The organism is Brevundimonas sp. (assembly GCF_046299535.1).
In the GTDB taxonomy this organism is placed as follows: Bacteria; Pseudomonadota; Alphaproteobacteria; order Caulobacterales; family Caulobacteraceae; genus Brevundimonas.
In genome coordinates, this window is sequence record NZ_JBKBIB010000013.1 from 71,064 (window position 1) to 92,460 (window position 21,397).

General features: G+C 68.9%; 21 protein-coding genes and 3 tRNA genes. 14 read left to right on the forward strand and 10 right to left on the reverse strand.

All coding sequences use genetic code 11. From position 1 onward, the window contains the following. The first annotated feature begins 291 nt into the window (after positions 1-291). Positions 292-1,341, forward strand: a complete 1,050-nt coding sequence (locus ACK4FB_RS11905) for an A/G-specific adenine glycosylase (RefSeq protein ID WP_409752393.1) — start codon at positions 292-294, stop codon at positions 1,339-1,341. Here ACK4FB_RS11905 and ACK4FB_RS11910 read toward each other — a convergent pair. The 4 genes from ACK4FB_RS11910 to ACK4FB_RS11925 form a co-directional block, all read right to left on the reverse strand. Next, positions 1,283-2,854 (reverse strand): putative ABC transporter permease subunit, encoded by a 1,572-nt coding sequence (locus ACK4FB_RS11910; RefSeq protein ID WP_409752396.1) that lies wholly within the window; start codon positions 2,852-2,854, stop codon positions 1,283-1,285. The two genes, ACK4FB_RS11905 and ACK4FB_RS11910, sit on opposite strands and share 59 nt — an antisense overlap. Then, the gene (locus ACK4FB_RS11915; protein ID WP_409752399.1) at positions 2,851-3,603 is read right to left on the reverse strand and encodes an ABC transporter ATP-binding protein; all 753 of its coding nucleotides are present in this window, start codon (positions 3,601-3,603) and stop codon (positions 2,851-2,853) included. Before ACK4FB_RS11915 ends, ACK4FB_RS11910 begins: the two co-directional genes overlap by 4 nt. Before the next feature lie 70 nt (positions 3,604-3,673). Further along, positions 3,674-4,048, reverse strand: coding sequence for a hypothetical protein (locus ACK4FB_RS11920; protein ID WP_409752402.1), 375 nt, complete (start codon positions 4,046-4,048; stop codon positions 3,674-3,676). 65 nt (positions 4,049-4,113) lie between these two features. Beyond that, a complete protein-coding gene (locus ACK4FB_RS11925) occupies positions 4,114-5,190 on the reverse strand; it encodes a site-specific DNA-methyltransferase (protein WP_409752405.1) in 1,077 nt (358 codons plus the stop codon). 134 nt (positions 5,191-5,324) lie between these two features. Here ACK4FB_RS11925 and ACK4FB_RS11930 point away from each other — a divergent pair, with 134 nt between their 5' ends. After that, positions 5,325-6,746: a M28 family peptidase gene (locus tag ACK4FB_RS11930; protein WP_409752408.1), complete on the forward strand. Its 1,422-nt coding sequence runs from the start codon at positions 5,325-5,327 to the stop codon at positions 6,744-6,746. 64 nt (positions 6,747-6,810) lie between these two features. Here the strand turns inward: ACK4FB_RS11930 and ACK4FB_RS11935 are convergent, their stop codons facing one another. Then, on the reverse strand, positions 6,811-7,020 hold the full coding sequence (locus ACK4FB_RS11935; RefSeq protein WP_021698339.1) for a cold-shock protein: 210 nt from the start codon (positions 7,018-7,020) through the stop codon (positions 6,811-6,813). 211 nt (positions 7,021-7,231) lie between these two features. On the opposite strand from ACK4FB_RS11935, the gene ACK4FB_RS11940 reads away from it, so the two are divergent. The 5 genes from ACK4FB_RS11940 to ACK4FB_RS11960 all read left to right on the forward strand — a co-directional run bounded on the left by ACK4FB_RS11940 (position 7,232) and on the right by ACK4FB_RS11960 (position 12,177). Then, a tRNA-Leu gene (locus tag ACK4FB_RS11940) sits at positions 7,232-7,317 on the forward strand. Between the two features lie 79 nt (positions 7,318-7,396). After that, positions 7,397-9,076: an alkaline phosphatase family protein gene (locus tag ACK4FB_RS11945; RefSeq protein ID WP_409752411.1), complete on the forward strand. Its 1,680-nt coding sequence runs from the start codon at positions 7,397-7,399 to the stop codon at positions 9,074-9,076. A 103-nt stretch (positions 9,077-9,179) separates the two neighbouring features. Beyond that, entirely contained in the window at positions 9,180-10,622 is a 1,443-nt protein-coding gene (pyk, locus tag ACK4FB_RS11950; RefSeq protein WP_409752414.1) for a pyruvate kinase, read from the forward strand. A 203-nt stretch (positions 10,623-10,825) separates the two neighbouring features. Then, positions 10,826-11,863 (forward strand): DNA adenine methylase, encoded by a 1,038-nt coding sequence (locus ACK4FB_RS11955; RefSeq protein WP_409752417.1) that lies wholly within the window; start codon positions 10,826-10,828, stop codon positions 11,861-11,863. A gap of 38 nt (positions 11,864-11,901) precedes the next feature. Continuing rightward, positions 11,902-12,177, forward strand: coding sequence for a hypothetical protein (locus ACK4FB_RS11960; RefSeq protein ID WP_409752420.1), 276 nt, complete (start codon positions 11,902-11,904; stop codon positions 12,175-12,177). Positions 12,178-12,222: 45 nt separating this feature from the next. On the opposite strand, the gene ACK4FB_RS11965 is transcribed toward ACK4FB_RS11960, so the two are convergent. The 3 genes from ACK4FB_RS11965 to ACK4FB_RS11975 are packed head-to-tail and all read right to left on the reverse strand — an operon-like array spanning position 12,223 to position 14,250. Beyond that, positions 12,223-12,831, reverse strand: a complete 609-nt coding sequence (locus tag ACK4FB_RS11965) for a ribonuclease HII (RefSeq protein ID WP_409752422.1) — start codon at positions 12,829-12,831, stop codon at positions 12,223-12,225. Next, positions 12,831-13,421: a DNA-3-methyladenine glycosylase I gene (locus ACK4FB_RS11970; protein WP_409752425.1), complete on the reverse strand. Its 591-nt coding sequence runs from the start codon at positions 13,419-13,421 to the stop codon at positions 12,831-12,833. Before ACK4FB_RS11970 ends, ACK4FB_RS11965 begins: the two co-directional genes overlap by 1 nt. Before the next feature lie 37 nt (positions 13,422-13,458). After that, the gene (locus tag ACK4FB_RS11975) at positions 13,459-14,250 is read right to left on the reverse strand and encodes a YgfZ/GcvT domain-containing protein (RefSeq protein WP_409752428.1); all 792 of its coding nucleotides are present in this window, start codon (positions 14,248-14,250) and stop codon (positions 13,459-13,461) included. 73 nt (positions 14,251-14,323) lie between these two features. Between ACK4FB_RS11975 and ACK4FB_RS11980 the strand changes: the two genes are divergently transcribed. From ACK4FB_RS11980 to ACK4FB_RS11995, 4 genes are all read left to right on the forward strand, one after another. Next, positions 14,324-15,325, forward strand: coding sequence for a glycosyltransferase family 9 protein (locus tag ACK4FB_RS11980; RefSeq protein ID WP_409752431.1), 1,002 nt, complete (start codon positions 14,324-14,326; stop codon positions 15,323-15,325). Beyond that, complete coding sequence (locus ACK4FB_RS11985) at positions 15,312-16,643, forward strand: dihydroorotase (protein ID WP_409752434.1); 1,332 nt, start codon at positions 15,312-15,314, stop codon at positions 16,641-16,643. The genes ACK4FB_RS11980 and ACK4FB_RS11985 overlap by 14 nt, the downstream gene beginning before the upstream one ends. Positions 16,644-16,708: 65 nt before the next feature. Continuing rightward, positions 16,709-18,418 carry a methionine--tRNA ligase gene (gene metG / locus ACK4FB_RS11990; RefSeq protein WP_409752437.1) on the forward strand — a complete coding sequence of 570 codons (1,710 nt, stop codon included), beginning with the start codon at positions 16,709-16,711 and terminating at the stop codon, positions 18,416-18,418. Between the two features lie 26 nt (positions 18,419-18,444). After that, positions 18,445-19,083: a lysozyme inhibitor LprI family protein gene (locus tag ACK4FB_RS11995; protein WP_409752440.1), complete on the forward strand. Its 639-nt coding sequence runs from the start codon at positions 18,445-18,447 to the stop codon at positions 19,081-19,083. On the opposite strand, the gene ACK4FB_RS12000 is transcribed toward ACK4FB_RS11995, so the two are convergent. Both ACK4FB_RS12000 and rlmB read right to left on the reverse strand, forming a co-directional pair. Next, positions 19,073-19,915, reverse strand: a complete 843-nt coding sequence (locus tag ACK4FB_RS12000; RefSeq protein WP_409752443.1) for a TerC family protein — start codon at positions 19,913-19,915, stop codon at positions 19,073-19,075. The two genes, ACK4FB_RS11995 and ACK4FB_RS12000, sit on opposite strands and share 11 nt — an antisense overlap. A 45-nt stretch (positions 19,916-19,960) precedes the next feature. Further along, positions 19,961-20,827, reverse strand: a complete 867-nt coding sequence (gene rlmB, locus ACK4FB_RS12005) for a 23S rRNA (guanosine(2251)-2'-O)-methyltransferase RlmB (RefSeq protein ID WP_409752446.1) — start codon at positions 20,825-20,827, stop codon at positions 19,961-19,963. 150 nt (positions 20,828-20,977) lie between these two features. Here rlmB and ACK4FB_RS12010 point away from each other — a divergent pair. The 3 genes from ACK4FB_RS12010 to ACK4FB_RS12020 all read left to right on the forward strand — a co-directional run. Further along, positions 20,978-21,061: transfer RNA gene (locus ACK4FB_RS12010), tRNA-Tyr, on the forward strand. A 72-nt stretch (positions 21,062-21,133) separates the two neighbouring features. Then, positions 21,134-21,207 (forward strand) — tRNA-Gly (locus tag ACK4FB_RS12015). A gap of 69 nt (positions 21,208-21,276) precedes the next feature. Continuing rightward, positions 21,277-21,397 (forward strand): GTP-binding protein (locus ACK4FB_RS12020; RefSeq protein ID WP_293345763.1); only part of this gene is annotated, 121 nt, incomplete at its 3' end.

A 21,397-nucleotide genomic window follows, 5' to 3' on the forward strand; every position in this document is an offset into this window, starting at 1 on the left:
CGAAAAATGCCACTATGCGGCACAATGAAGGCAAATCAGGGGCTGTTTTATGTCGATAAGGATCGGTTTAAAAAAAGTTATGACGATTTTCGGAATCGTTGTTTTTTTGTCAGTGCCATCTAATAAAGCATCTGCACGGGACGCATGTGACTGGGCGTATAGTATCAATATCCAGATGTGCGATATGGCATTTCCGTCTGGACAAGGGGCTGGTTTGTATAGATGTTACATGGATTCCTTGGCTGACTGGGTTGATTGTAAATATCAAAGGGAACACGATTCGATCGGATAGTGAGCGCAATCAGGTTTGGCGTTCTGGACTGGTATGACGCTCATGCCCGCGCCCTGCCGTGGCGCGTGGGCCCGCATGAGCGTGCGGCGGGTGTGCGGCCCGACCCCTACCGGGTCTGGCTGTCCGAGGTGATGCTGCAGCAGACCACCGTGCCCCACGCCACGGCCTATTTCCTCGACTTCACCCGGCGCTGGCCCACCGTGGCCGATCTGGCGGCGGTGGAGGACAGGGAACTGATGGCCGCCTGGGCGGGGCTCGGCTACTACGCCCGCGCCCGCAACCTGCTGGCCTGCGCCCGCGCCGTGGCGGGCGAACATGGCGGCGTGTTTCCGGATCACGAGACGGGGCTGCTGGCCCTGCCGGGGGTGGGCGCCTATACCGCCGCGGCCGTGGCCGCCATCGCCTTCGACCGGCCCGCTAATGTGGTGGACGGCAATGTGGAGCGGGTCACCGCCCGTCTGTTCGCCGTCGAGACGCCGCTTCCCGCCGCCAAGCCCGAGCTGAAGCGGCTGGCCGGCGCGCTGGTGCGGGAGGATCGACCCGGCGACTGGGCCCAGGCGCTGATGGATCTGGGCGCTACCGTCTGCCGCCCCAAGGCGCCCCTGTGCGACCGCTGCCCCCTCGCGTTCGGCTGCGCGGCCTTCAGAACCGGCGATCCGGGTCGCTATCCGCTCAAGACGAAGAAGGCCGCCCGGCCCCGGCGCAGGGGCGCGGTGTTCGTGCTGCGGGACGGGCAGGGGCGCGTGGCGCTGGAGCGCCGACCGGACAAGGGCCTGCTGGGCGCCATGCTGGGCCTGCCCACCAGCGGCTGGGACGAGACCGGGGCGGGCGTCGACTCCGCGCCGGTTCCGGCGGGCTGGCGCGCGACCGGGGAAGTTGAGCACGTCTTCACCCACTTCGCCCTGACCCTGACGGTGTTCGAGGCGATCGGGCAGGGGGACTTCATCTGGACGGACGAGGCCGAGGCCGCCCAGGCCCTGCCCAGCGTATTCAGGAAAGCGCTGCGGCCGCCGCGATCTTCTCGGGCGAGCGGCGCAGCATCAGGGTGAACCCCACCGCCAGCGCCGCCGGCAGGGCGGCCCAGATCATCCCGCCGACAGCCATGCCCGTGGCTATGGCCCACAGGGCCCCGACGATGAATTCAGCTATGCCGACCAGGATCGAACCCTTGCTGCCCTTCTGAAAGTCGCGGCGCTGGGCCGGCTTCTGACGCCAGATGTTGATCAGCCCCGCCGAGGCCGAGGCGGCCAGACAGCCGATCAGCACCACCCCCGTGGCCAGCGGCGCGATCACCGCCAGCCCCGCCAGCGCCAGCGCCGTCAGGCTCATGGCCGGAATGAGGGCTGCGTACAGCTTGGCCCGGTCCACGCGGCCTTGCTGCACCGGCGCCGAACGCAACAGCTCCGGGCTGTCCTCCGCAGAGATGGTGATCCACGAGAAGCTGCCCGCCAGCTGGCCCGCCATGATCACCACCGCCCCCGCGCCGAAGGCCACGCCCACGCCCGACTGGGCGTTGCGGAACAGGATGAAGCCCAGCGGCAGCAGATACAGCAGCCGCAGCAGCACCTGGCTGAGCAGCTGCGGGTCCCGCGCCAGCAGGCGCAGTTCCTTCTGCACCATCACCCGGGTCAGGCCGCTGGCGAAGGCGCGGTCGGTGACGCGACGCGGTTTCGATCCTGTCTTGTCGCCCACGGCGGCGGCGGCGTTCTCGGCGAAGCGCCGCGCCAGCGCCGAGATGGTCATGGCGAACACCACCAGAGCGGCCATGATGAACAGAATCAGGGGCAGGGCCTCGCCCAGCAGGCCGCGGAGGGCCCAGGTTCCCCAGCCGCCGTCCTGAAACGCGTCCGACGCGGCCCAGGACTGGAACAGCTCGGCCAGGGCGCCGGCGCCCGCCTCGTCGTCGCGCGGGCGGGTGAAGTTGTAAACCTGGCTGGCGAGGAACACGGAGGCGCCCACGACACCGGCGGTGATCTGGGCCACCACGCGGGTGCGGCGCGGGCCGATCAGACTGAACAGGGCCATGGTCAGCCCCAGGCCGATCGTGGTGGCGATCAGGGTCAAGCCCGCGATCAGGCCATACAGGGTCAACCAGTGCGGCTGGCCCAGCGCCCAGGCCGCCAGCACGAAGGGCGTCACCAGCAGATAATAGAGCAGCCCCGTGGTCGCCGCGATGGCGGCGAGCCGTACGGTCAGCACCACCCGCGGCTTCAGGGGCGAGGACATCAGCAGGTCCAGATCGCCGCGCTGATACAGCGCCTGCACCGAGGCGTTGATGGCGTGGGTCAGCATCAGGGTCAGGATCGCGCCCATGGCGCCGGCGGCGATCAGGGCCGCCATGGGGCTGGCTCCGACCGGGAATCGCCAGACCAGAAACGCCAGTCCGACCCCGCCGCCCACAAGACCCAGCAGGCCGATGCCCACCAGCAGGATCAGCATGGCCTTGCTGCCGCTGAGGCCTTCCTTCTTCTCACCCGACTTGCCGTCCATGCCGCGCCAGGTCAGCCGCACCTCGTGCGCCAGCAGCCAGGGGACCGAGCCCGCCTTCAGGAACCGGATCATGCGGGGACGGGGCCGGAGGTCAGATCCAGGAACACATCCTCCAGCGTGCCGCCCTGACGGCCCGCGCGTGCGCCCAGTTCGGCCAGGCTGCCCTCGGCCAGCAGGCGTCCGTGCTGGATGATGCCGATGCGGTCGGCCATGCGCTCGGCCACGTCCAGAATGTGTGTGGTCAGGATCACCGTGGCGCCCGTGCGCACCTTCTCCTGCAGCACGTCCTTGACCTGCCGGGCCATGGCGGCGTCCAGACCCGTCAATGGTTCGTCCAGCATCAGCAGGCGCGGCTCATGGATCAGGGCGCCGGCCAGCGCCGCCTTCTGCTTCATGCCGCGCGAGAAGCCCTCGCAGCGCTCGCCGCGATGTTCCCACAGGGCCAGCCATTCCAGCAGTTCCTGGGCCCGAACCCGCGCGGTCTTCGCGTCCACGCCCCACAGGCCGGCCACGAATTCCAGATACTCCATGGGCGTCAGCTTGTCGTAGAGCATGGGCTCGTCCGGCAGCCAGGCGATCATGCGCTTGGCCGCGACCGGATCGGCCACGGCGTCCGCGCCGAACACCCGGATCGAACCGGCCGTGGGCTGGGTCAGGCCCGCCACCATGCGCAGGGTCGTGGTCTTGCCGGCGCCGTTGGGGCCCAGCAGGGCGTACAGCTCGCCCGCGCGCACGGTCAGGTCCAGATCATCCACCGCCGGGCGGCTGAAGACCTTCCTCAGGCCGCGCAGCTCCAGCGCGGCGGTATCCGATGAACTCATTACGCATCCCCTGTCGTCACCCGACGGTGACGCGAGCGGGGCAGGGCGTCAACGCGTCAGGTGGCCTATCTTAGCGGCAGCGATACGCGATAGGGCGGATGTGCAGTTCAGCACCTTCCATCGGCGGCGTTTCCAAGCCGACAAAGCGATCATACGGGATGAATGCAGTTATAGACTGGCCTGGGGTAACGCGCGCGGCCGGGCAATCGCTCATGCAATATCCCATGTTGTGCTCGATCATGGGGTATCGTCGATCTCCCGATGAAACCCAGACCTGTGGTTCGCCTTGATGATCCATCCAGCCGCCAGCGCTGGGCCAGTGATTGTTGGCGAGGCAGAACGTCCTTGACGCTGAAGACACCAGTTCGAGCCTGAATCCACCAGCCTGCGGGTCGTTGACGATCTCGATATGATAATCGGCCCCTTCTTGCAGAGCGAGGTCCATCGAAGAATGCGCGCAAGCTCCAAGCACCCCTGCCAGCGTCAGGCCGACGAGGAGAGCTCTCGGTTTCACTGCATCCCGGCCCGCATCTGGGTGCGCAGGTCGTCGATGAGCTGAAAGCCCCGGTCGGTCTTGTAGCGCCAGAAGGTCCAGCCGTTGCAGGCGGGGGCGTTGTCCAGCAGGGCGCCCAGCTTGTGGATCGAGCCGGTCAGATCCCCGTGGGCCAGGCTGCCGTCGGCGCGCACGCGCGCCTCGCGCTCGCCCTTGGGGCAGTAAAGGCGGTCGCCGGGACGCAGCAGTCCGGCTTCCACCAGGGCGCCGAACGGCACTCGCGGTTCGGACTTCTTGGAGCCCATCACCGCCAGGTCCTCGGGGGCGGCCGGAACCACGGCCTTGATGCGTTTCTCCGCGACCTTCGCGTAGGCCTCCTCGCGCTCGATGCCGATGTAATGGCGGCCCAGACGCTTCGCCGCCGCGCCGGTGGTGCCGGTGCCGAAGAAGGGATCCAGCACCACGTCGCCGGGCCGGGTGGCCGCCAGCATGACCCGGTGCAGCAGGGCCTCCGGCTTCTGGGTGGGATGGGCCTTCTTGCCGTCCTCGTCCTTGATCCGCTCCTCGCCCGTGCACAGGGCGAAGGTCCAGTCGGAGCGCATCTGGGTGTCTTCGTTGAAGGCCTTCAGGGCGTCGTAGTTGAAGGTGTAGCGCTTCTGCTCGCGGCTGCGCGCGGCCCAGATCAGGGTCTCGTGCGCATTGGTGAAGCGGGTGCCCTTGAAGTTGGGCATGGGGTTGGACTTGCGCCAGATGATGTCGTTCAGCACCCAGAAGCCCAGGTCCTGGATCGCCGCGCCCAGCCGGAACACATTGTGATAGCTGCCGATCACCCAGATGGAGCCCTCGGATTTCAGCACCCGCCGGCACTCGGTCAGCCAGGCGCGGGTGAAGGCGTCATAGGCGGCGAAGCTCTCGAACTGGTCCCAGTCGTCATCGACCGCGTCCACCTTGGAATTGTCCGGCCGCAACAGGTCGCCGCCCAGCTGCAGATTATAGGGCGGGTCGGCGAAGACCATGTCGACGCTGGCGTCGGGCAGACCCTTCAGAACCTCGATGCAGTCGCCCCTCAGAACGACATCGGTCTTGATACTCATGGTCGAAGGGCCCCGCGTGAACTGTAACGCTCACACTGGTGAATCATCGCGGTTAAGGACCGGTTGATTCCGGCGCGCTTGCGCCCCTGCGTTGACGCTTTAGGGTCCGCGACCTGTCTTTCGAGTCTCAAGGGGTGCGTCCGTTGTCCGTTCTTTCCCGTCTGGCGACGTCCGTCGCCGTTGCCTGCCTGATCGCCGCGCCCGCAATGGCCCAGGACGCCGGGGCGATCCGCACTGCGGAAACCCTGCGCGACCGGGCGCTGGAAGGCTCCATCGCCTATGAGATCGTCGAGCAGATCACCACCCGCTTCGGCCCGCGCATGGCGGGCACCGAGTCCGAACGCGCAGCGGCCGTCTGGGGCGAAGGCTATATGCGCGAGCTGGGCCTGCAGAACGTGCGCGTTCACGAGTTCCCCCTGGCGGTCTGGAACCGGGGCGTAGAGCAGGTCGAGGTGCTGTCGCCCTTTCCGCAGCCCCTGACCGTCACCGCCCTGGGCGGCGCCATGGCGACCCCGGCCGAGGGCGTCACCGGCGAGGCCGTGATCTTCCGCACCTATCAGGACCTGCTGGACCAGCCCGAAGGCGCGCTTGAGGGCAAGATCGCCGTGGTGTTGCAGGATACGCCCCGGGCCCAGGACGGGCGCGGCTACGGCTCCACCTCCGTGATCCGGTTCCAGGGACCCACCGAGGCGGCGCGTCGCGGGGCGGTGGGTTTCCTGCTGCGCTCGCTGGGCACCCACGATCACCGCTTCGCCCACACCGGCGCCACCTCGGTCAGCGACGACGCGGTTCCGGCCTTCGCCATCAGCCCGCCCGACGCCGACCAGCTGGCCCGCATGGCCGCCATGACGGACGAGCCGATCCGCATCCGCCTGTTCTCCACGGCGGGCTTCACCGGCCACGCCTATTCGCAGAACGTCATCGCCGAGGTGGTGGGCAGCGAGCGGCCCGAGGAAGTCATCACCATCGGCGGCCACCTGGACAGCTGGGATCTGGGCACCGGCGCCATCGACGACGCGTCAGGCATCGGCATCACCACCGCCGCCCTGAAGCTGATCGCCGACCTGCCCGAGGCCCCGCGCCGCACCATCCGCGTGGTCTGGTGGGGCGCGGAGGAAGTCAGCCAGCCAGCCCCGGCCCAAGGCCTTGCGGGCGCGCGCGCCTATGCCGACTCCATCAGTGATGAAGCCGCGAACCATGTGGCGATTTCGGAGAGCGATTTCGGCGCTGGCCCGATCTACGCCCTGGGCTTGCCCGAGGGCATGGGCGGGACCGACTTCCAGCGCGCGGCCATGCGGGTGCTGACGCCGCTGGGCATAGTCTGGGACGGCGCGCCTGCACGGGGCGGCGGACCGGACACCGGCCCGACCGTGGCCCTGGGTGTGCCCGCCTTCCGGCTGGCGCAGGACGGCACGGATTATTTCGACACCCATCACACGGTGGATGACGTGATCGACCGCGTGGATCCCGACAACCTCGACCAGAACGTCGCCGCCTGGGCCGCGCTGCTGTGGCTGATCGCCGACTCCGACGTGGACTTCCGTACGCCGCAATAGGCTTCGGCCACGAAAAAGGGCCGGTGTCTTGCGACACCGGCCCCTTCATCCGATCCGTGAAGGATCAGGCGCTTTGCAGCTGACCCGCGGATTCCTTGCCCGAGCGCGCGTCGCGCTCCAGCTCGTAGGAAACCTTCTGGCCTTCGTTCAGCGAGTTCATGCCCGCGCGCTCAACGGCCGAGATGTGCACGAACACATCCTTGCCGCCGTCGGTGGGCTCGATGAAGCCGAAGCCCTTGGTGGGGTTGAACCATTTTACGGTGCCGGTAGCCATATCATGACCTCCTTTAGGCGTTGGCCGCAGGGGACATCCCTGTTCGGCCTGTCGGGTCTGAATGGAAACGGCTGGCCTCAATGCGTCGCATAGAAGAACGGGGCGTTACGCAAAGAGATCGACCAACCCAATGTGAGGGAAAACGAGGGCGAAAGCAAGGCGTAAGGCGAATCTCGACGTCGGACCCCCGAAAGGCTAGGGCTCGACGGACGCGAGCGTGGCGAAACTGGTAGACGCAAGGGACTTAAAATCCCTCGGCCTCAGGTCATGCGGGTTCGACCCCCGCCGCTCGCACCATGATACCCGCAGCCGCGTTGTTGAACTGTCGCGCCGGGCCGCTAGAAGGGCCGCGACCCGATCCTGGAGAGCGCCCGAAGTGAATCGCCTTACCGCCGCCCTGACCGCCATGACCCTCGCGATCGCCGCGTCGCCCGCCGCTGCTGGACCATCCGGGGCCGGGGCCCACGCCGAGCCGCCCGCCCTCGTGGTCATGATCGTTGTGGATCAGCTCAGCGCCAATCTGTTCAATCAACACCGGGACCGTTTCACCGGCGGGTTCCGCACCCTGATCGATCAGGGCCGCGTCTACGCCAACGGCTATCACGCCCATGCGGCCACCGAGACCTGCCCCGGCCACGCCACCATCCTGACCGGCGTGCATCCGGCCACGGCGGGCATTCCGGGCAACGACTGGCACGATGCGGACGCGGGCCAGAAGACCTATTGCCTGGCCTCCGACACGGCGACCCTGGCCCATGTGCCCGAGGGCGGCGCGCCCACCGACAACGGACCCGTCGGGCCGGAGCGACTGGACGCCTCCACCCTCGGCGACTGGCTGAAGGCCGTCAGCCCCGACAGCCGCGTGTTCGCGGTCTCGGGCAAGGACCGGGGCGCCATCACCCTGGCCGGGCGCCAGGGCGACGGCGCCTTCTGGCTGACCGACGGTTTCGGCTTCACCACCTATGTGCGGCCCGGCGAGACGGCCGAGGCGCGCCTGGTCCCCGTGGCCGCCTTCAACGCCGAGCTGCGCGAGCGCATGAGCGGCGGCGAGCTGACCTGGGACTACACCTCCGAGCAGTGCCGCGCGCTGGAAGCCGACTGGACCATCAGCGGACGGCCGTTCCGATCGGCCCTGCCGCCCGCCCGGTTCGCCATGGACGTGTCGCCCATTCTGGACGAGATCACCCTGGAAGGCGCGGTCATGCTGATCGACACCCGGCAACTGGGTCAGCGCGGCGTCACCGACGTGCTGGGCGTCAGCCTGTCGGCCACCGACCGCATCGGCCACACCTTCGGCAGCCAGGGCCCGGAGATGTGCGAACAGATGCTGCGTCTGGATGCGGCGCTGGGTCAGTTCCTCGAGCGGCTTGAGCAACTGCCGGGCGGCGTGGTGGTGGCCCTGACCGCCGACCACGGCGGCGGCGACTTCCCCGAGCGATGGGCCGCCCAGGGCTTCACCGAGGCGCGATGGGGCGGCTACGACCTGATGACCGGCGTCAATGCGGCCATGCGCGAACAGTTCGGCCTCGATCACGACCCCCTGTTGTTCAACAGCGGATTCTATGTGGTGGACGCCGAGGGGCGCGGCATGGCCGAACCCCGGGGCGCCGGGATCGCCGCCGCGGCCGCCGCATGGCTTGCGGACCAGCCCATGGTGGCCGGCGCCTTCACCCTGTCGGACATTCTCTCCGAGCCCATGCCGCCGCGCGGCCTGAGCCCACAGGAACTGAGCCTGCGCCAGCGCCATCGCCTGAACGCCGTGGCCGGGCGCTCGCCCGACGTACTGGTGTCACTGGATCCCGGCGTCACGCCGGGGCAGGGGCGTCCGGGGAGCTATGTTTCGGGCCATGGCACCCCGTGGGACTATGACCGGCGCGTGCCGATCCTGTTCTGGACGCCGGGCGGCGATGCGCAGGAGCGCGTTCTGCCCATCCAGACCATCGACATCGCCCCCACCCTGGCGGCCGTCATCGGCGTCGGGGCCGGCGACGGCGTGGAGGGCCGGTGCCTCGAACTGGGCTGGAGCGCCGCGTCTGCCTGTCCGTCCGGGCGCTGAGCCGCGCGCATAACAAGATGTTTCGTGTGAAGGACCTCGCCTTTCATGCGGCGGGATTAGGCGGCACAAGAGGCGCACAAGTCCTTTCACCCGTGGAACCCGCATGAACAGAGCCCGGCGCGCGCGCATTGTCGCCACCCTCGGTCCCGCCAGTCGGGCGCCCGGAACCGTCAAGGCCCTGGCCCAGGCCGGGGTGGACGTGTTCCGCCTGAACTTCAGCCATGGCTCCCATGAGGACCACGCCGCCGCGCTCAAGGCCGTGCGCGGCGCCGAGATGGCCCTGCAGCGCCCGCTCGGGGTGCTGGCCGACCTGCAGGGCCCCAAGCTGCGTCTGGGCCGGTTCCGGGATGTGGAGATCGCCGTCGCGCCCGGCCAGCGCCTGCGTCTGGATCTGGACGAGACCCCCGGCGACGAGACCCGCGTGTGCATGCCGCACCCGGAAATCTTCAAGGCCCTGCGCGAGGATCACCTGCTGCTGCTGGACGACGGCCGGGTGCGCCTGAAGGTCATCAAGCGCGACGACAAATGGGCCGATGTGGAGGTCCTCAGCGGATCGAAGCTGTCGGACCGCAAGGGCGTGGCCGTGCCCCAGGCCGTCATTCCCGTCTCCGCCCTGACGCCCAAGGATCGCGAGGACCTTGCTTTCGCCCTGCGCATGGGCGTGGACTGGGTCGCGCTCTCGTTCGTCCAGAAAGCGGAGGACATGGCCGAGCTGAAGCGGCTGGTGAACGGCAAGGCCGCCTGTCTGGCCAAGATCGAGAAGCCTGCCGCCCTGACCGAGCTGGGCGCCATCCTCGATTATTCGGACGGGGTCATGGTGGCGCGCGGGGATCTGGGCGTCGAGCTGGACCCCGAGGACGTGCCGGTGGCCCAGAAGCAGATCCTGCGCATGGCCCGCCAGCGCGGCGTGCCCGCCATCGTCGCCACCCAGATGCTGGAGTCCATGACCAGCGCCCCCGCGCCCACCCGCGCCGAGGCGTCGGACGTGGCCAATGCGGTCTATGAGGGCGCCGACGCCCTGATGTTGTCGGCCGAGACGGCGTCCGGCGACTATCCGCTGGAATCCGTGGCCATGATGAACCGCATCATGGAGCGGGTGGAGAACGACCCCCTGTGGCCCGGCCTGATGGACGCCGAGCACGCGGGCATGGACGAGCACGACGTGGACGCCCTGGTCGCCGCGGCCCGCAAGGCGGCGGAGGCCTCGTCCACCGCCTGCATGGTTGTGTTCACCACCCTGGGCGGCACGGCCCGGCGCATGGCGCGCGAGCGGCCGTTGCAGCCGATCCTGGCCCTGACCCCCAATCCCGACACCGCCCGCCGTCTGGCCCTGGTCTGGGGGCTGGAGCCCCGTCTGGGCCGCCAGCCGGAGTCGCTGGAGCAGGTCACTGAGGACGCGGTGCAGGCGGCCATGGAGTACGGCCTCGCCGAGCCGGGCCAGCGCGTCCTCATCCTCGCCGGCACCCCTTTCGGCGCCCCCGGCGCCGCCAACCTGCTGCGTCTGGCCCACGCACCGGCGAAGGCGAAGCGGCGGCGGAAGGCCTGATTCTCCCTCCCCGTTCGGGGAGGGCGGCCGGCGCTCAGCGACGGCCGGGTGGGGCGGGCTCGGCGACAGGAGTGCGGCTGCCTTGCCGAGTCGCCCCCACCTGCCTCGCCTTCGGCTCAGCCCCCTCCCCGAGACGGGGAGGGAGAGGGTTCTCTTTTCGCTCCGCACCCCCCACACTGCCGCCCTCTTTCCGGTGAGGCGGCATGATCAAATACATCGGCTCCAAGCGCGCCCTGCTGGCGGACATCGCGCGGACGGTGCGCGGCCTGCTGCCGACCGGGGGAACGGTCTGCGACCTGTTCAGCGGCACGGCGCGCGTGGGCCATGCCCTCAAGGGGGAGGGCTTCACCGTCCACGCCAACGACCTGAACGCCTACGCCCACACGCTGGCGACCTGCTACGTCCAGGCCGACCGCGACCGCTGGGCCGACAAGGCCCAAACCGTCATCGCCGAACTGGCGACCATCAAGGGCGAGCCCGGCTGGTTCACCCGCGCCTGCTGCGAGGACGCCCGCTTCTTCCACCCCCGCAACGGCGCCCGCATCGACGCCATGCGCGAGCGCATCGAGACCATGGGGCTGGAGCCTGAACTGAAGGCCATCGCCCTGGTCTCGCTGATGGAGGCCGCCGACCGGGTGGACTCCACCGCCGGCCTGCAGATGGCCTATATGAAGCAATGGGCCCCGCGTGCCCTCAAGGACATCGAGCTGCGCCTGCCCGCGCTGCAGCCCGCCGTGTTCGCCCCCTGCCGGGCCACCCGCGCCGACGCGCTGGAGATGGCCGGGCAGGTGGAGGCCGATCTGGTCTATCTGGACCCGCCGTACAACCAGCACTCCTACCTGGCCAACTACCACGTGTGGGAAAGTCTGGTCCTCTGGGACAAGCCCGAGACCTACGGGATCGCCAACAAGCGCGTGGACGTGAAGACCCGAAAGAGCCCCTTCAACAGCCGCCCCGGAATCCGCGAGGCCATGCGCACGGTGATCGAGCGGCTGGACGCCCCCAACCTGATCGTCTCGTTCAACGACGAGGGCTATCTGTCCCGCGACGATCTGGTGGCCCTGCTGTCGGGGCGCGGCCACGTCCAGGTCATCGAGATCGCGCGCCCGCGTTATGTGGGCGCCCGCATCGGCATCCATAATCCCAAGGGCGAGAAGGTGGGCGCCGTCGGCCGTCTGCGGAACGTCGAATATCTGTTCGTCGCCACCGCCGAGCCCGTGACCCTGGCGACCGCGGCATGAGCCGGGAACGTCACGGGGCTGCCGTCGTTAGGCATCCCATGGACCAGCCGTTGTCGCACCGTTCGCCCGTCGCTCGCGTCAGCCACGCGGACGCCTTCGACACCCTTGCCGCCTGGCGCCCGCCCGAGCCGCGCCACCCCCGCTTCAGCGTCGCCAACGACTGGGTGGATGCGCCGGCCGAGACCGCCGCCCCCGATCAATCCATCATTGACTGGAAGTGGGGCGACCCGATCTCGCCCAACGCGATCGCCGTTGGCGGCGCGCTGGTCTCCGCCCTCCTGGGCGCCCTGTTCGGCAACGCCTTCCAGCTCTGAATCCGCCTCATAGTCTCCTCCCCATGAACGGGGGAGAGAACGCTGTCAGGCCTCTTCCAGCAAGGCCCGGATGGGCGCCCAGGTGCGGCGGTGTTCGGGGCAGGGGCCGTGGTCGCGCAGGGCCTGCTGGTGCGCCGGCGCGTTATAGCCCTTGTGGCTGGCGAAGCCGTATTGTGGATACACCCCGTCCATCTCGATCATCACCCGGTCCCGCGCCGTCTTGGCCAGGATCGAGGCGGCCGCGATGGACAGGGACAGGCCGTCGCCCCCCACCACCGTCTTCACCGGGCAGGGCAGGGCGAAGGGGTGGTTGCCGTCCACCAGCGCCACCACCGGCGTCACCGACAACTGCGCGATGGCCCGGCACATGGCCAGCCCCGTGGCCTTGAGGATGTTGACCTCCTCGATCTCCCGCGCCGAGGCGAAGCCCACGCCCCAGGCTGTCGCGCGCGCCTTGATCTCGAGCTCAAGTCTTGCGCGAGCCTTCGCGGTCAGAACCTTGGAATCATTCAGACCTTCCGGAAGATCGTCGGGATTGAGGATCACCGCCGCCGCCGACACCGGCCCCGCCCACGGCCCGCGCCCGGCCTCGTCCACGCCGCACACCGGCGCGGCGCACAGGGCTTCCAGCGTGAGATTGGGACCAAGGGACATCAGCGGGCCATAGCCTTTACGGCCCCGTGACGAAAGCACCGGGTCTGGTGATCGTTGACCATCCCCACCGCCTGCATGAAGGCGTAGGTGATGACCGGCCCGCAGAACTTGAAGCCGCGCGCCTTCAGCGCCTTGGCCATGGCCTGCGACTGCGCCGTCTGCGTCGGCGCCTCGCGGAAATCGGTCCAGTCGCCCTGCACCGGCGCGCCGTCCACGAAGCTCCACAGCCAGGCCGAAAAGTCCTCGCCCCCCTCGCGCATCTCCAGCCAGATGCGCGCCCCGCCGATGGCCGCATCGATCTTGGCCCGGGAGCGGATGATGCCCGGATCGGCCAGCAGCCGCGCCCGGTCCTCGTCGCCGTAGCGGGCCACCTTTTCCGGATCGAACCCGTCGAACGCCGCACGCAGGGTCTCGCGCTTTCTCAGGATGGTGATCCACGCCAGCCCGGCCTGGAACCCGTCCAGCACCAGCTTCTCCCAAAGAGCGCGCGGGTCATACTCGGGCACGCCCCATTCCTCGTCGTGATAGGCCACATACAGCGGATCGCTGCCGCACCACCCGCACCGCCCTGACCTGTCCGATTCGCTCATGGGGGCAGGGTGCGGCCGACCCCGTCCCATGATCAAGTCACGCCGGGGCGATCCACCCCGGCGGCCGGGCCGTGACAGCCCGTCCATCCACCGTCAGGGCGCCGTCCATGCGGTCCAGCCGCATCAGGGCCATGGCCATGCCGTCGCGGCCCGACAGCACCTCGCCCGCGCGCAGCTCGCCGTTCAGCACCTCGGCGCCGAACGGCGGCGGCGGGCCGTCGAAGACGATGGGCAGCATGCGGCTCTTGATGGTCCCGCGCCGCTTCATGCGCGAGGTGGTCTCCTGACCCACGAAACAGCCCTTGCGGAAATCGATACCGTTCAGCAGATCCAGATCAGCCTCGATGGGATAGGTCTTGTCGTCCGGCGCATCGCGCGCCGGATCGGGCGCGCCCAGCCCCAGCCGGTGCGCCGCATAGTCATCCTCGCTCGCTGTCAGGGCATACGTCCCGCCATACGCCCGCCCGCCCAGCGCGGGCAGACGCGGGTCTGGCGTGAAGCCGTCCGCCTCTTCGCCCCACGCCGCGAACACCGGCTCGTCTGACGCCGCGACCTCCACCTTCGCCCGCAGCTTGTAGAGCGTCAGCCGCTGCATCAGCGCCTCGCGCCGGTCGGCCGGGACGTCCAGCAGCACCCCGTCCTCCAGCCCCAGCAGGAACAGGTCCATCAGCATCCTTCCCGGCGGCGACAGCAGGGCGCCGTAGCGCAGCACGCCGGGCGCCAGCGTCTCCACATCCTGGGTCAGCAGGTTGTGCAGGAACGGCCGGGCGTCCGGCCCCGTGACGCGGACCACGGTGCGGTCCGTCAGTTGCGCGATCTGAAAGCTCATGACGGTGGATATAGGCCGATTGTGGCGGCGGGGGAGGGCGAAACCAGCCGTCCCGCGCGTTATGATCGTCGCAATGAGTAAACCCTTCCCGATTCTGTATATCGCCGAGACGGACGCCGAGGCGGCGATCCTGTCCTCCGGCGTGCTCGCGTACCTGACCGACAGCGTGCCGAATGCGGTGTTCACCGTGGTGGGCTCGCGCGCGTCCGCGCCCCTTTTCGCCGACCTGCCGGGGCTGGAGCGCCTCATCGTGCTGGAGCGCGAGGGCCGGCTGGACTGGATCGGCCTTTGGAACCACCTGCGCGGGACCGAATGGGGCCTGATCGTGGACCAGCGCGGCAGCCAGATCTCCGGTCGCCTGCGCCGCCAGAAGCGCGCCGTCCGCGTCGCGCCTGAACCCGGCCAAGACCCGGTCCACGCGGTGGTCGAGGCCGCCCGCGTCCTGCAACTGGACGAAACACCGGCGCCGCGCCTGTTCTTCGGCGAGGAGACCCTCGCCGCGGCCGACGCCCTGATCGGTCCTGTCGAGGGCCCGGTGCTGGCCGTCGGGCCGGGCGTGGACTGGATCGGCAAGCGCTGGCCCGCCGAACGCTTCGCCAAGGTGGCGGCCGCCCTGTTGGGCGACGGCGGCCCCATGGCCGGTGGACGTCTGCTGATCGTGGGCGATCAGGCTGACCGCGATGCCGCCCACACCATCCGTTTCGCCGTCCACCGCCACCGGGTCATCGAGGTCCAGGGCAAGCTGACGCCGCTGCAGACCGCCGCCGCCCTGTCTCGGGCCGACCTTTATCTGGGCGCCGATTCCTTCTGGACCCAGTTGGCCGTGGCCTCCGGCGTGCCCTCGGTCGCCGTGTTCGGCCCCTCGGACGAGACCCGGGTGGGCCCGTGGAACGGGCGCTCCGTGCGGGGCCCCCGCACGCTGGAGGATTTCCGCGCCATCGACCCCGGCCTGAACCAGCACATCCAGCACATGATGGACCTGCCGGTGGAACCCGTGCTTCAAGCGGCGCGCGACCTGCTGGCGCAGCGGCGGGCCGAAACGCCGGAAGCGGAGACAGCCGATGAGCACCTATGACCTGATCGTTCGTGGCGGTGAGGTGGCCAATCACGCCGGACGCGGCCGCGCCGACGTGGGCGTCAGGGACGGCAGGATCGCCGCCATCGGCGACCTGTCGCAGGCCGACGCGGCGGAGATCGTGGACGCGGCGGGCCTGACGGTCCTGCCCGGCGTCATCGACACCCAGGTCCATTTCCGCGAACCGGGCCTCGAGTGGAAGGAAGATCTGGAGACCGGCTCGCGCGCCGCCGCCCTGGGCGGGGTGGTGGCCGTGTTCGAGATGCCGAACACCAATCCCAACACCACCGATCCGGCGACGCTGGAAGACAAGCTGCACCGCGCCCGCGACCGCATGTGGACCGACCACGCCTTCTACATCGGCGGCACCCACGAGAACGCCGACTATCTGGGCGAGCTGGAGCGTCTGCCCGGCTGCTGCGGGGTCAAGGTGTTCATGGGCGCCTCCACCGGCGACCTGCTGATCGCCGACGACGACGGCGTCCGCAAGGTGCTCCGGAACGTGGCCCGCCGCGCCACCTTCCACTCCGAGGACGAATACCGGCTGGAGGAGCGCCGCGGCCTCGCCCGCGCCGGCGACTGGACCAGCCATCCGGAGGTGCGCGACGCCGAAAGCGCCATCCTGTCCACCCGCCGTCTGGTGGGTCTGGCCCGCGAGGTCGGCCGTCGCATCCACGTGTTGCACGTCACCACGGCGCAGGAGATCGAATATCTGGCGCAGCACAAGGACGTGGCCACCGTCGAGGTCACGCCCCAGCACCTGACGCTGGAAGCCCCCGAGGCCTACGAACGCCTCAAGGGCCTCGCCCAGATGAACCCGCCCATCCGCTCCGCCGAGCACGTTGCGGGCCTGTGGCGCGGCATCGATCAGGGGATCGTGGACGTGCTGGGGTCGGACCACGCCCCCCACACGCTGGAGGAAAAGGCCCGGCCCTATCCCGCCTCTCCCTCGGGCATGCCGGGCGTCCAGACCCTGGTCCCGGTCATGCTGACCCATGTGGCCGACGGAAAGATGACGCTGGAGCGCTTCATCGACCTGACCTCGGCGGGCGCCCAGCGCATCTTCAACATCGCCGGCAAGGGCCGTCTGGCTGTTGGCTATGACGCCGACCTGACGCTGGTGGACCTGAAGGCGAAGCGCACCATCACCCACGCCGACATGGCCACCCGCTCCGCCTGGACCCCCTTTGACGGCTTCGAGGCCACCGGCTGGCCCATGGCGACCATCGTGCGCGGCCGCGTGGTCATGAAGGACGGCGCGCTGATCGGCTCAGCCCATGGCCGCCCGGTCCGCTTCCAGGAGACGCTGTCCGCCTGACGCCCTTTGCGGGAGGGCGCCCGGCGGCTATATCCCACCGCTTCCCCGAACCGCGTACGGACACCATGGCCCGCATTCTCGTCACCTCGGCTCTGCCCTACATCAACGGCGTCAAGCATCTGGGCAACCTGGCGGGCTCCATGCTGCCCGCCGACGTGTGGTCGCGGTTCAAGCGGGCCCAGGGACATGAGGTGCTCTACGTCTGCGCCACCGACGAGCACGGCACCCCGGCCGAGCTGGCCGCCGCCGCCGCCGGTCAGGACGTGAAGACCTATTGCGACGAACAGCATCAGGTCCAGAAGGCCGCGGGCGAAGCCTTCGGCCTCAGCTACGACGTGTTCGGCCGCTCCTCCAACGCCCCCAACCACCGCCTGACCCAGCATTTCGCAAAGGTGCTGGAGGACAACGGCCTGATCGAGGAGCGGGTGGATCGCATGATCTACTCCATCGACGACGGCCGCTTCCTGCCCGACCGCTATGTGGAGGGGACCTGCCCCCACTGCGGCTATGAAAAGGCGCGCGGCGACCAGTGCGACAACTGCGGCCGCCTGCTGGACCCCACCGATCTGAAGGATCCCTATTCCGCCGTCTCGGGCAGCCGCAATCTGGAGGTGCGCGACACCCGCCACCTCTATCTGCTGCAGACGAAGGTGGCCGCTGCAGTGCGCGGCTGGGTCGATGAACGGTCGCCCAGCTGGCAGCCGCTGGCCCGCTCCATCGCCTACAAGCATCTGGACGAGGGCCTGATCGACCGGGGCATCACCCGCGACCTGAAGTGGGGCGTGCCGGTGGTGGGGCCTGACGGCGGGCCGCGCCCGGGGCTGGAGGGCAAGGTCTTCTACGTCTGGTTCGACGCCCCCATCGAATACATCGCCGCCACCGAGGAGTGGGCCGACACGTCCGGCGGCGACTGGCGCTCATGGTGGCGTCTGGACGAGGGGGCCGAAGACGTCCGCTACGTCCAGTTCATGGGCAAGGACAATGTGGCCTTCCACACCGTCAGCTTCCCGGCCACCATCCTCGGCTCCGGCGAGCCGTGGAAGACCGTGGACCAGCTCAAGGCCTTCAACTGGCTCAACTGGTACGGCGGCAAATTCTCCACCTCGCAGGGGCGGGGCGTGTTCATGGATCAGGCGCTGGAGCTTCTGCCCGCCGACTACTGGCGCTGGCACCTGACCGCCTACGGGCCCGAGCATTCGGACACCGCCTTCACCTGGGAGCAGTTCCAGGGCGCGGTGAACAAGGATCTGGCCGACGTGCTGGGCAATTTCGTCAACCGCATCGTCAAATTCGCCGAGAGCCGCTTCGACGGCGTGGTCCCCCACGAAGGCGAGCCCGGCCCGATCGAGGCCAAACTTGAGGCTGATGTGACGGCCGCCCTGGCCACCCTGACCGCCGAGTTCGAGGCCATGGAGTTCCGCAAGGCCGGTCAGGCGCTGCGCGCCCTGTGGGTGCTGGGCAACGAGTATCTTCAGGAAGCCGCGCCCTGGACCGCTTTCAAGACCGACCGCGACCGCGCCGCCGTGGGCGTGCGCACCGGCCTCAATCTGGTGGCCCTGTTCGCCCGCGTCTCGGCCCCGATCCTGCCCTTCACCGCCGAACGCATCGGCGCCACGGTGGGCCAGTCCGATCTGACCTGGCCGGAGCCGGACGCCGCCCTGCTGGACGTCCTTCCGCGCGGCGCTCCGGTCTCGGCCCCCGAGGTGCTGTTCAGAAAGATCGAGGACGCCCAGGTGGCCGAGTGGGCGGAACGCTTCGGCGGCGGCGACGCTTGATCCCCTAAGCTTTCCCGGAGCGGCCCATGATCCTGATGTTCGGCCTTCTCGTCGGCGCCCTGTCGCAACCGTCCTTCAACTGCGATCGCGCTGAAACCGGCGCGGAACGGGCGATCTGCGCCGACGCCGACCTGTCCCGTCAGGATCGTGAGCTGGCGACGCTGTACCGCGATGTGCGCGCCCGCCTGTCGCCCGAGGCCCGCGCCGCCCTGCGCCAGGACCAGCGATGGTTCCTCGGCGCCCGGGATCAATGGTTCGAGAACCGCGACCGCTGGGACGGATTTCCGACCCTGGCCGAGCGTATGGAACAACGGTCAGACTTCCTCGCGTCCATCGACGCCGGGGCGCGCGGCTGGACGGGGCGATGGCGCAATGCGGCCGGCGCGCTGACTGTCACGGAAGAGGGCGGCCGACTGACCCTGGCCTTCAACACCGCCCATCCGGCGAACGCGCGGTGGCTATGCGACGTCAGCCTGACCGGCGACCCTGTGAACGGAGTGATTGAGGGGCCGGCCGACATGGACGGGAATTATCGCCTGTCCGCCCGCCTTCTGGGCGATGTGATCCGGGTCGATGAAACCCTCGTGGAGGGCCGTTCGGGGCCCCCCGGATACTGCGGCGCCAACGGCTTCGTCAGCGGGTCCTTCTTCCGCGTCAGGGACTGACCGGCGCCGGTCTGGACCGCTCCGCCCCGCCCGGCAGGGCCTCGGGCGTGTGACGGCCTCCGTTTTCCTGATCCGCGTGTCGCAAATGCTTGGCGGCCTCCTCCGGGCCTATGTCCAGCCAGGAGCCGATCATGAACTGGTTGTGCGCCTCGGTCCGGTCGGTGCGCACCACCACCGAGCGATAGCCGTCCCAGATCATGTGCAGGGCCACATAAAGCACGATCGCCAGACCCACATAGGCGATCCAGCGGTGCCTGTTCAGCAGCCTGGCGATGAAGGTCGCCGCCACGCCCATCAGGGCGATGGACAGGATCAGGCCGAACACCATGATCCACGGGTGGTCATGGCTGGCGCCGGCCACGGCCAGCACATTGTCCAAGCTCATGGCCACATCGGCGATCATGATCTGCAGCAGGGCGGCGCCGAAGGTCTTGCGCTTGATGCCCAGCTCTTCGGGGCTCGGGCCGCTGCCGTGTTCGATGCTGGCGGCCAGCTCCAGTTCCGCCTGGGCCTCCGCCTGATCGTGCGTCGCCTGCTCCCGTAGCTCGCGCCACATCTTCCAGCACACCCAAAGCAGCAGGAACCCGCCCGCCATCAGCAGGCCCACGATTGCCAGCAGCTGGATGGTGATCAGAGCGAAGCCGATGCGCAGCACCACCGCGGCGGCCAGGCCGATGATGATGGCCTTGCGGCGCTGCTCGGCGGGCAGGGCGGCGGCGGCCAGTCCCACCGCCACGGCGTTGTCGCCGGCCAGCACCAGATCGATCATCAGCACCTGGCCGAGGGCGACCATCTGGCTGGCGAATTCGGGGGAGGAGAAGAAGTCGAACATCGCCGCTCTCTAGGCCCGCCCCGGGGCCCTGCGCAACGGCTCGTTTCAGCCCGGGCGATTCCGCGCCCGCGTCGCCTCGTAAAGCGCGATGGCGGCGGCGTTGGACACGTTCAGACTCTCGAACCCGCCCGGCATGGGAATCTTCGCCAGCACCTCGCAGTGCTCGGCCACCAGCCGGCGGATGCCGTCGCCTTCGGACCCCATGACGATGACCGTGGGCCGGGCGTCCAGCGCCTCATCCAGCGTCATCTCGGCCGACCCGTCCATGCCCACCGCGCGCCAGCCCAGATCGCCCAGCCGCTCCAGCGCCCGGCTCAGATTCGTGGCCCGCACGCAGGGCAGGCGCTCGGTGGCGCCCGCCGCCGCCTTGGCCAGCGCCCCGGCCAGGGCGGGCGAATGGCGGTCCTGCACCACGATGCCTTTCGCTCCGAACGCCAGCGCCGAGCGGAACACCGCCCCCACGTTCTGGGGATCGGTGATCTGGTCCAGCATGACGATCACGCCTTCAGCCGGCTCGGCGATCTCCTCAAGCGTCACGCCTTCCAGCGGCGCTGCCTTGAACACCAGCCCCTGATGCACCGCGCCGGGCTGGACCATGCGGGCCAGCGCCGGGCCCTCCATGATCTCGATCTGGTGGCCGTGGTTCAGGCCGCCGACCGCCAGCTCCTCGGCCCGCTCCGGGGTGGCCAGCAGGCGGCCCATGCCCTTGCGCGCGGGATTGGCCAGGGCGGCCAGCACCGGGTGCCGTCCCCAGATCAGATTGTCCGGCTCCACCTTCTGCCGGGGCGCCCGCGGCGCCGAATCTCTCGGCGGGCCTGAGTCGCTTTTCGGCGACCAGCTCCGTTCAGGCCGGGGTTTGAAGCCCTGCGTTTTCTTGGATTTCCGGTCGTTGCGTTCGCGGTTCGACGACACTATAAGACGCGCTCCGATTTGGGGGCCACCCGGCCTTCGGGTCCGGCGCCTCCCATATACGAGGCTGTCTGGAACACCGAGGGCTTTTGTTCGTATGGGTCTTTTCGACCTGTCCGGGCGAAGGCAGGGCGGTCCTGAAAGCGGCGCGTCGGGGGAATGTCCCGAGTGGCAAAGGGGGCGGACTGTAAATCCGCTGCGTAAGCTTCGTAGGTTCGAGTCCTACTTCCCCCACCACGCGCCCTTGCAGGATCGACCGACGGACGGCTTTCGGGTCGGAAACGGGTGCGGGTTTCCCGTGCTCCATGCGCGGGTATAGCACAATGGTAGTGCAGCAGCCTTCCAAGCTGAGGATGTCGGTTCGATCCCGTCTACCCGCTCCAGTTTCTGCTGATTAATGCAAACACGCCCCTCCCTTACGACGCGGGACCTGGGCCACAGGAGTTTTGGCCATGGCCAAGGAAAAGTTCGAACGTAACAAGCCGCACTGCAACATCGGCACGATCGGCCACGTTGACCACGGCAAGACGACGCTGACGGCGGCGATCACGATGACGCTGGCGAAGGCCGGCG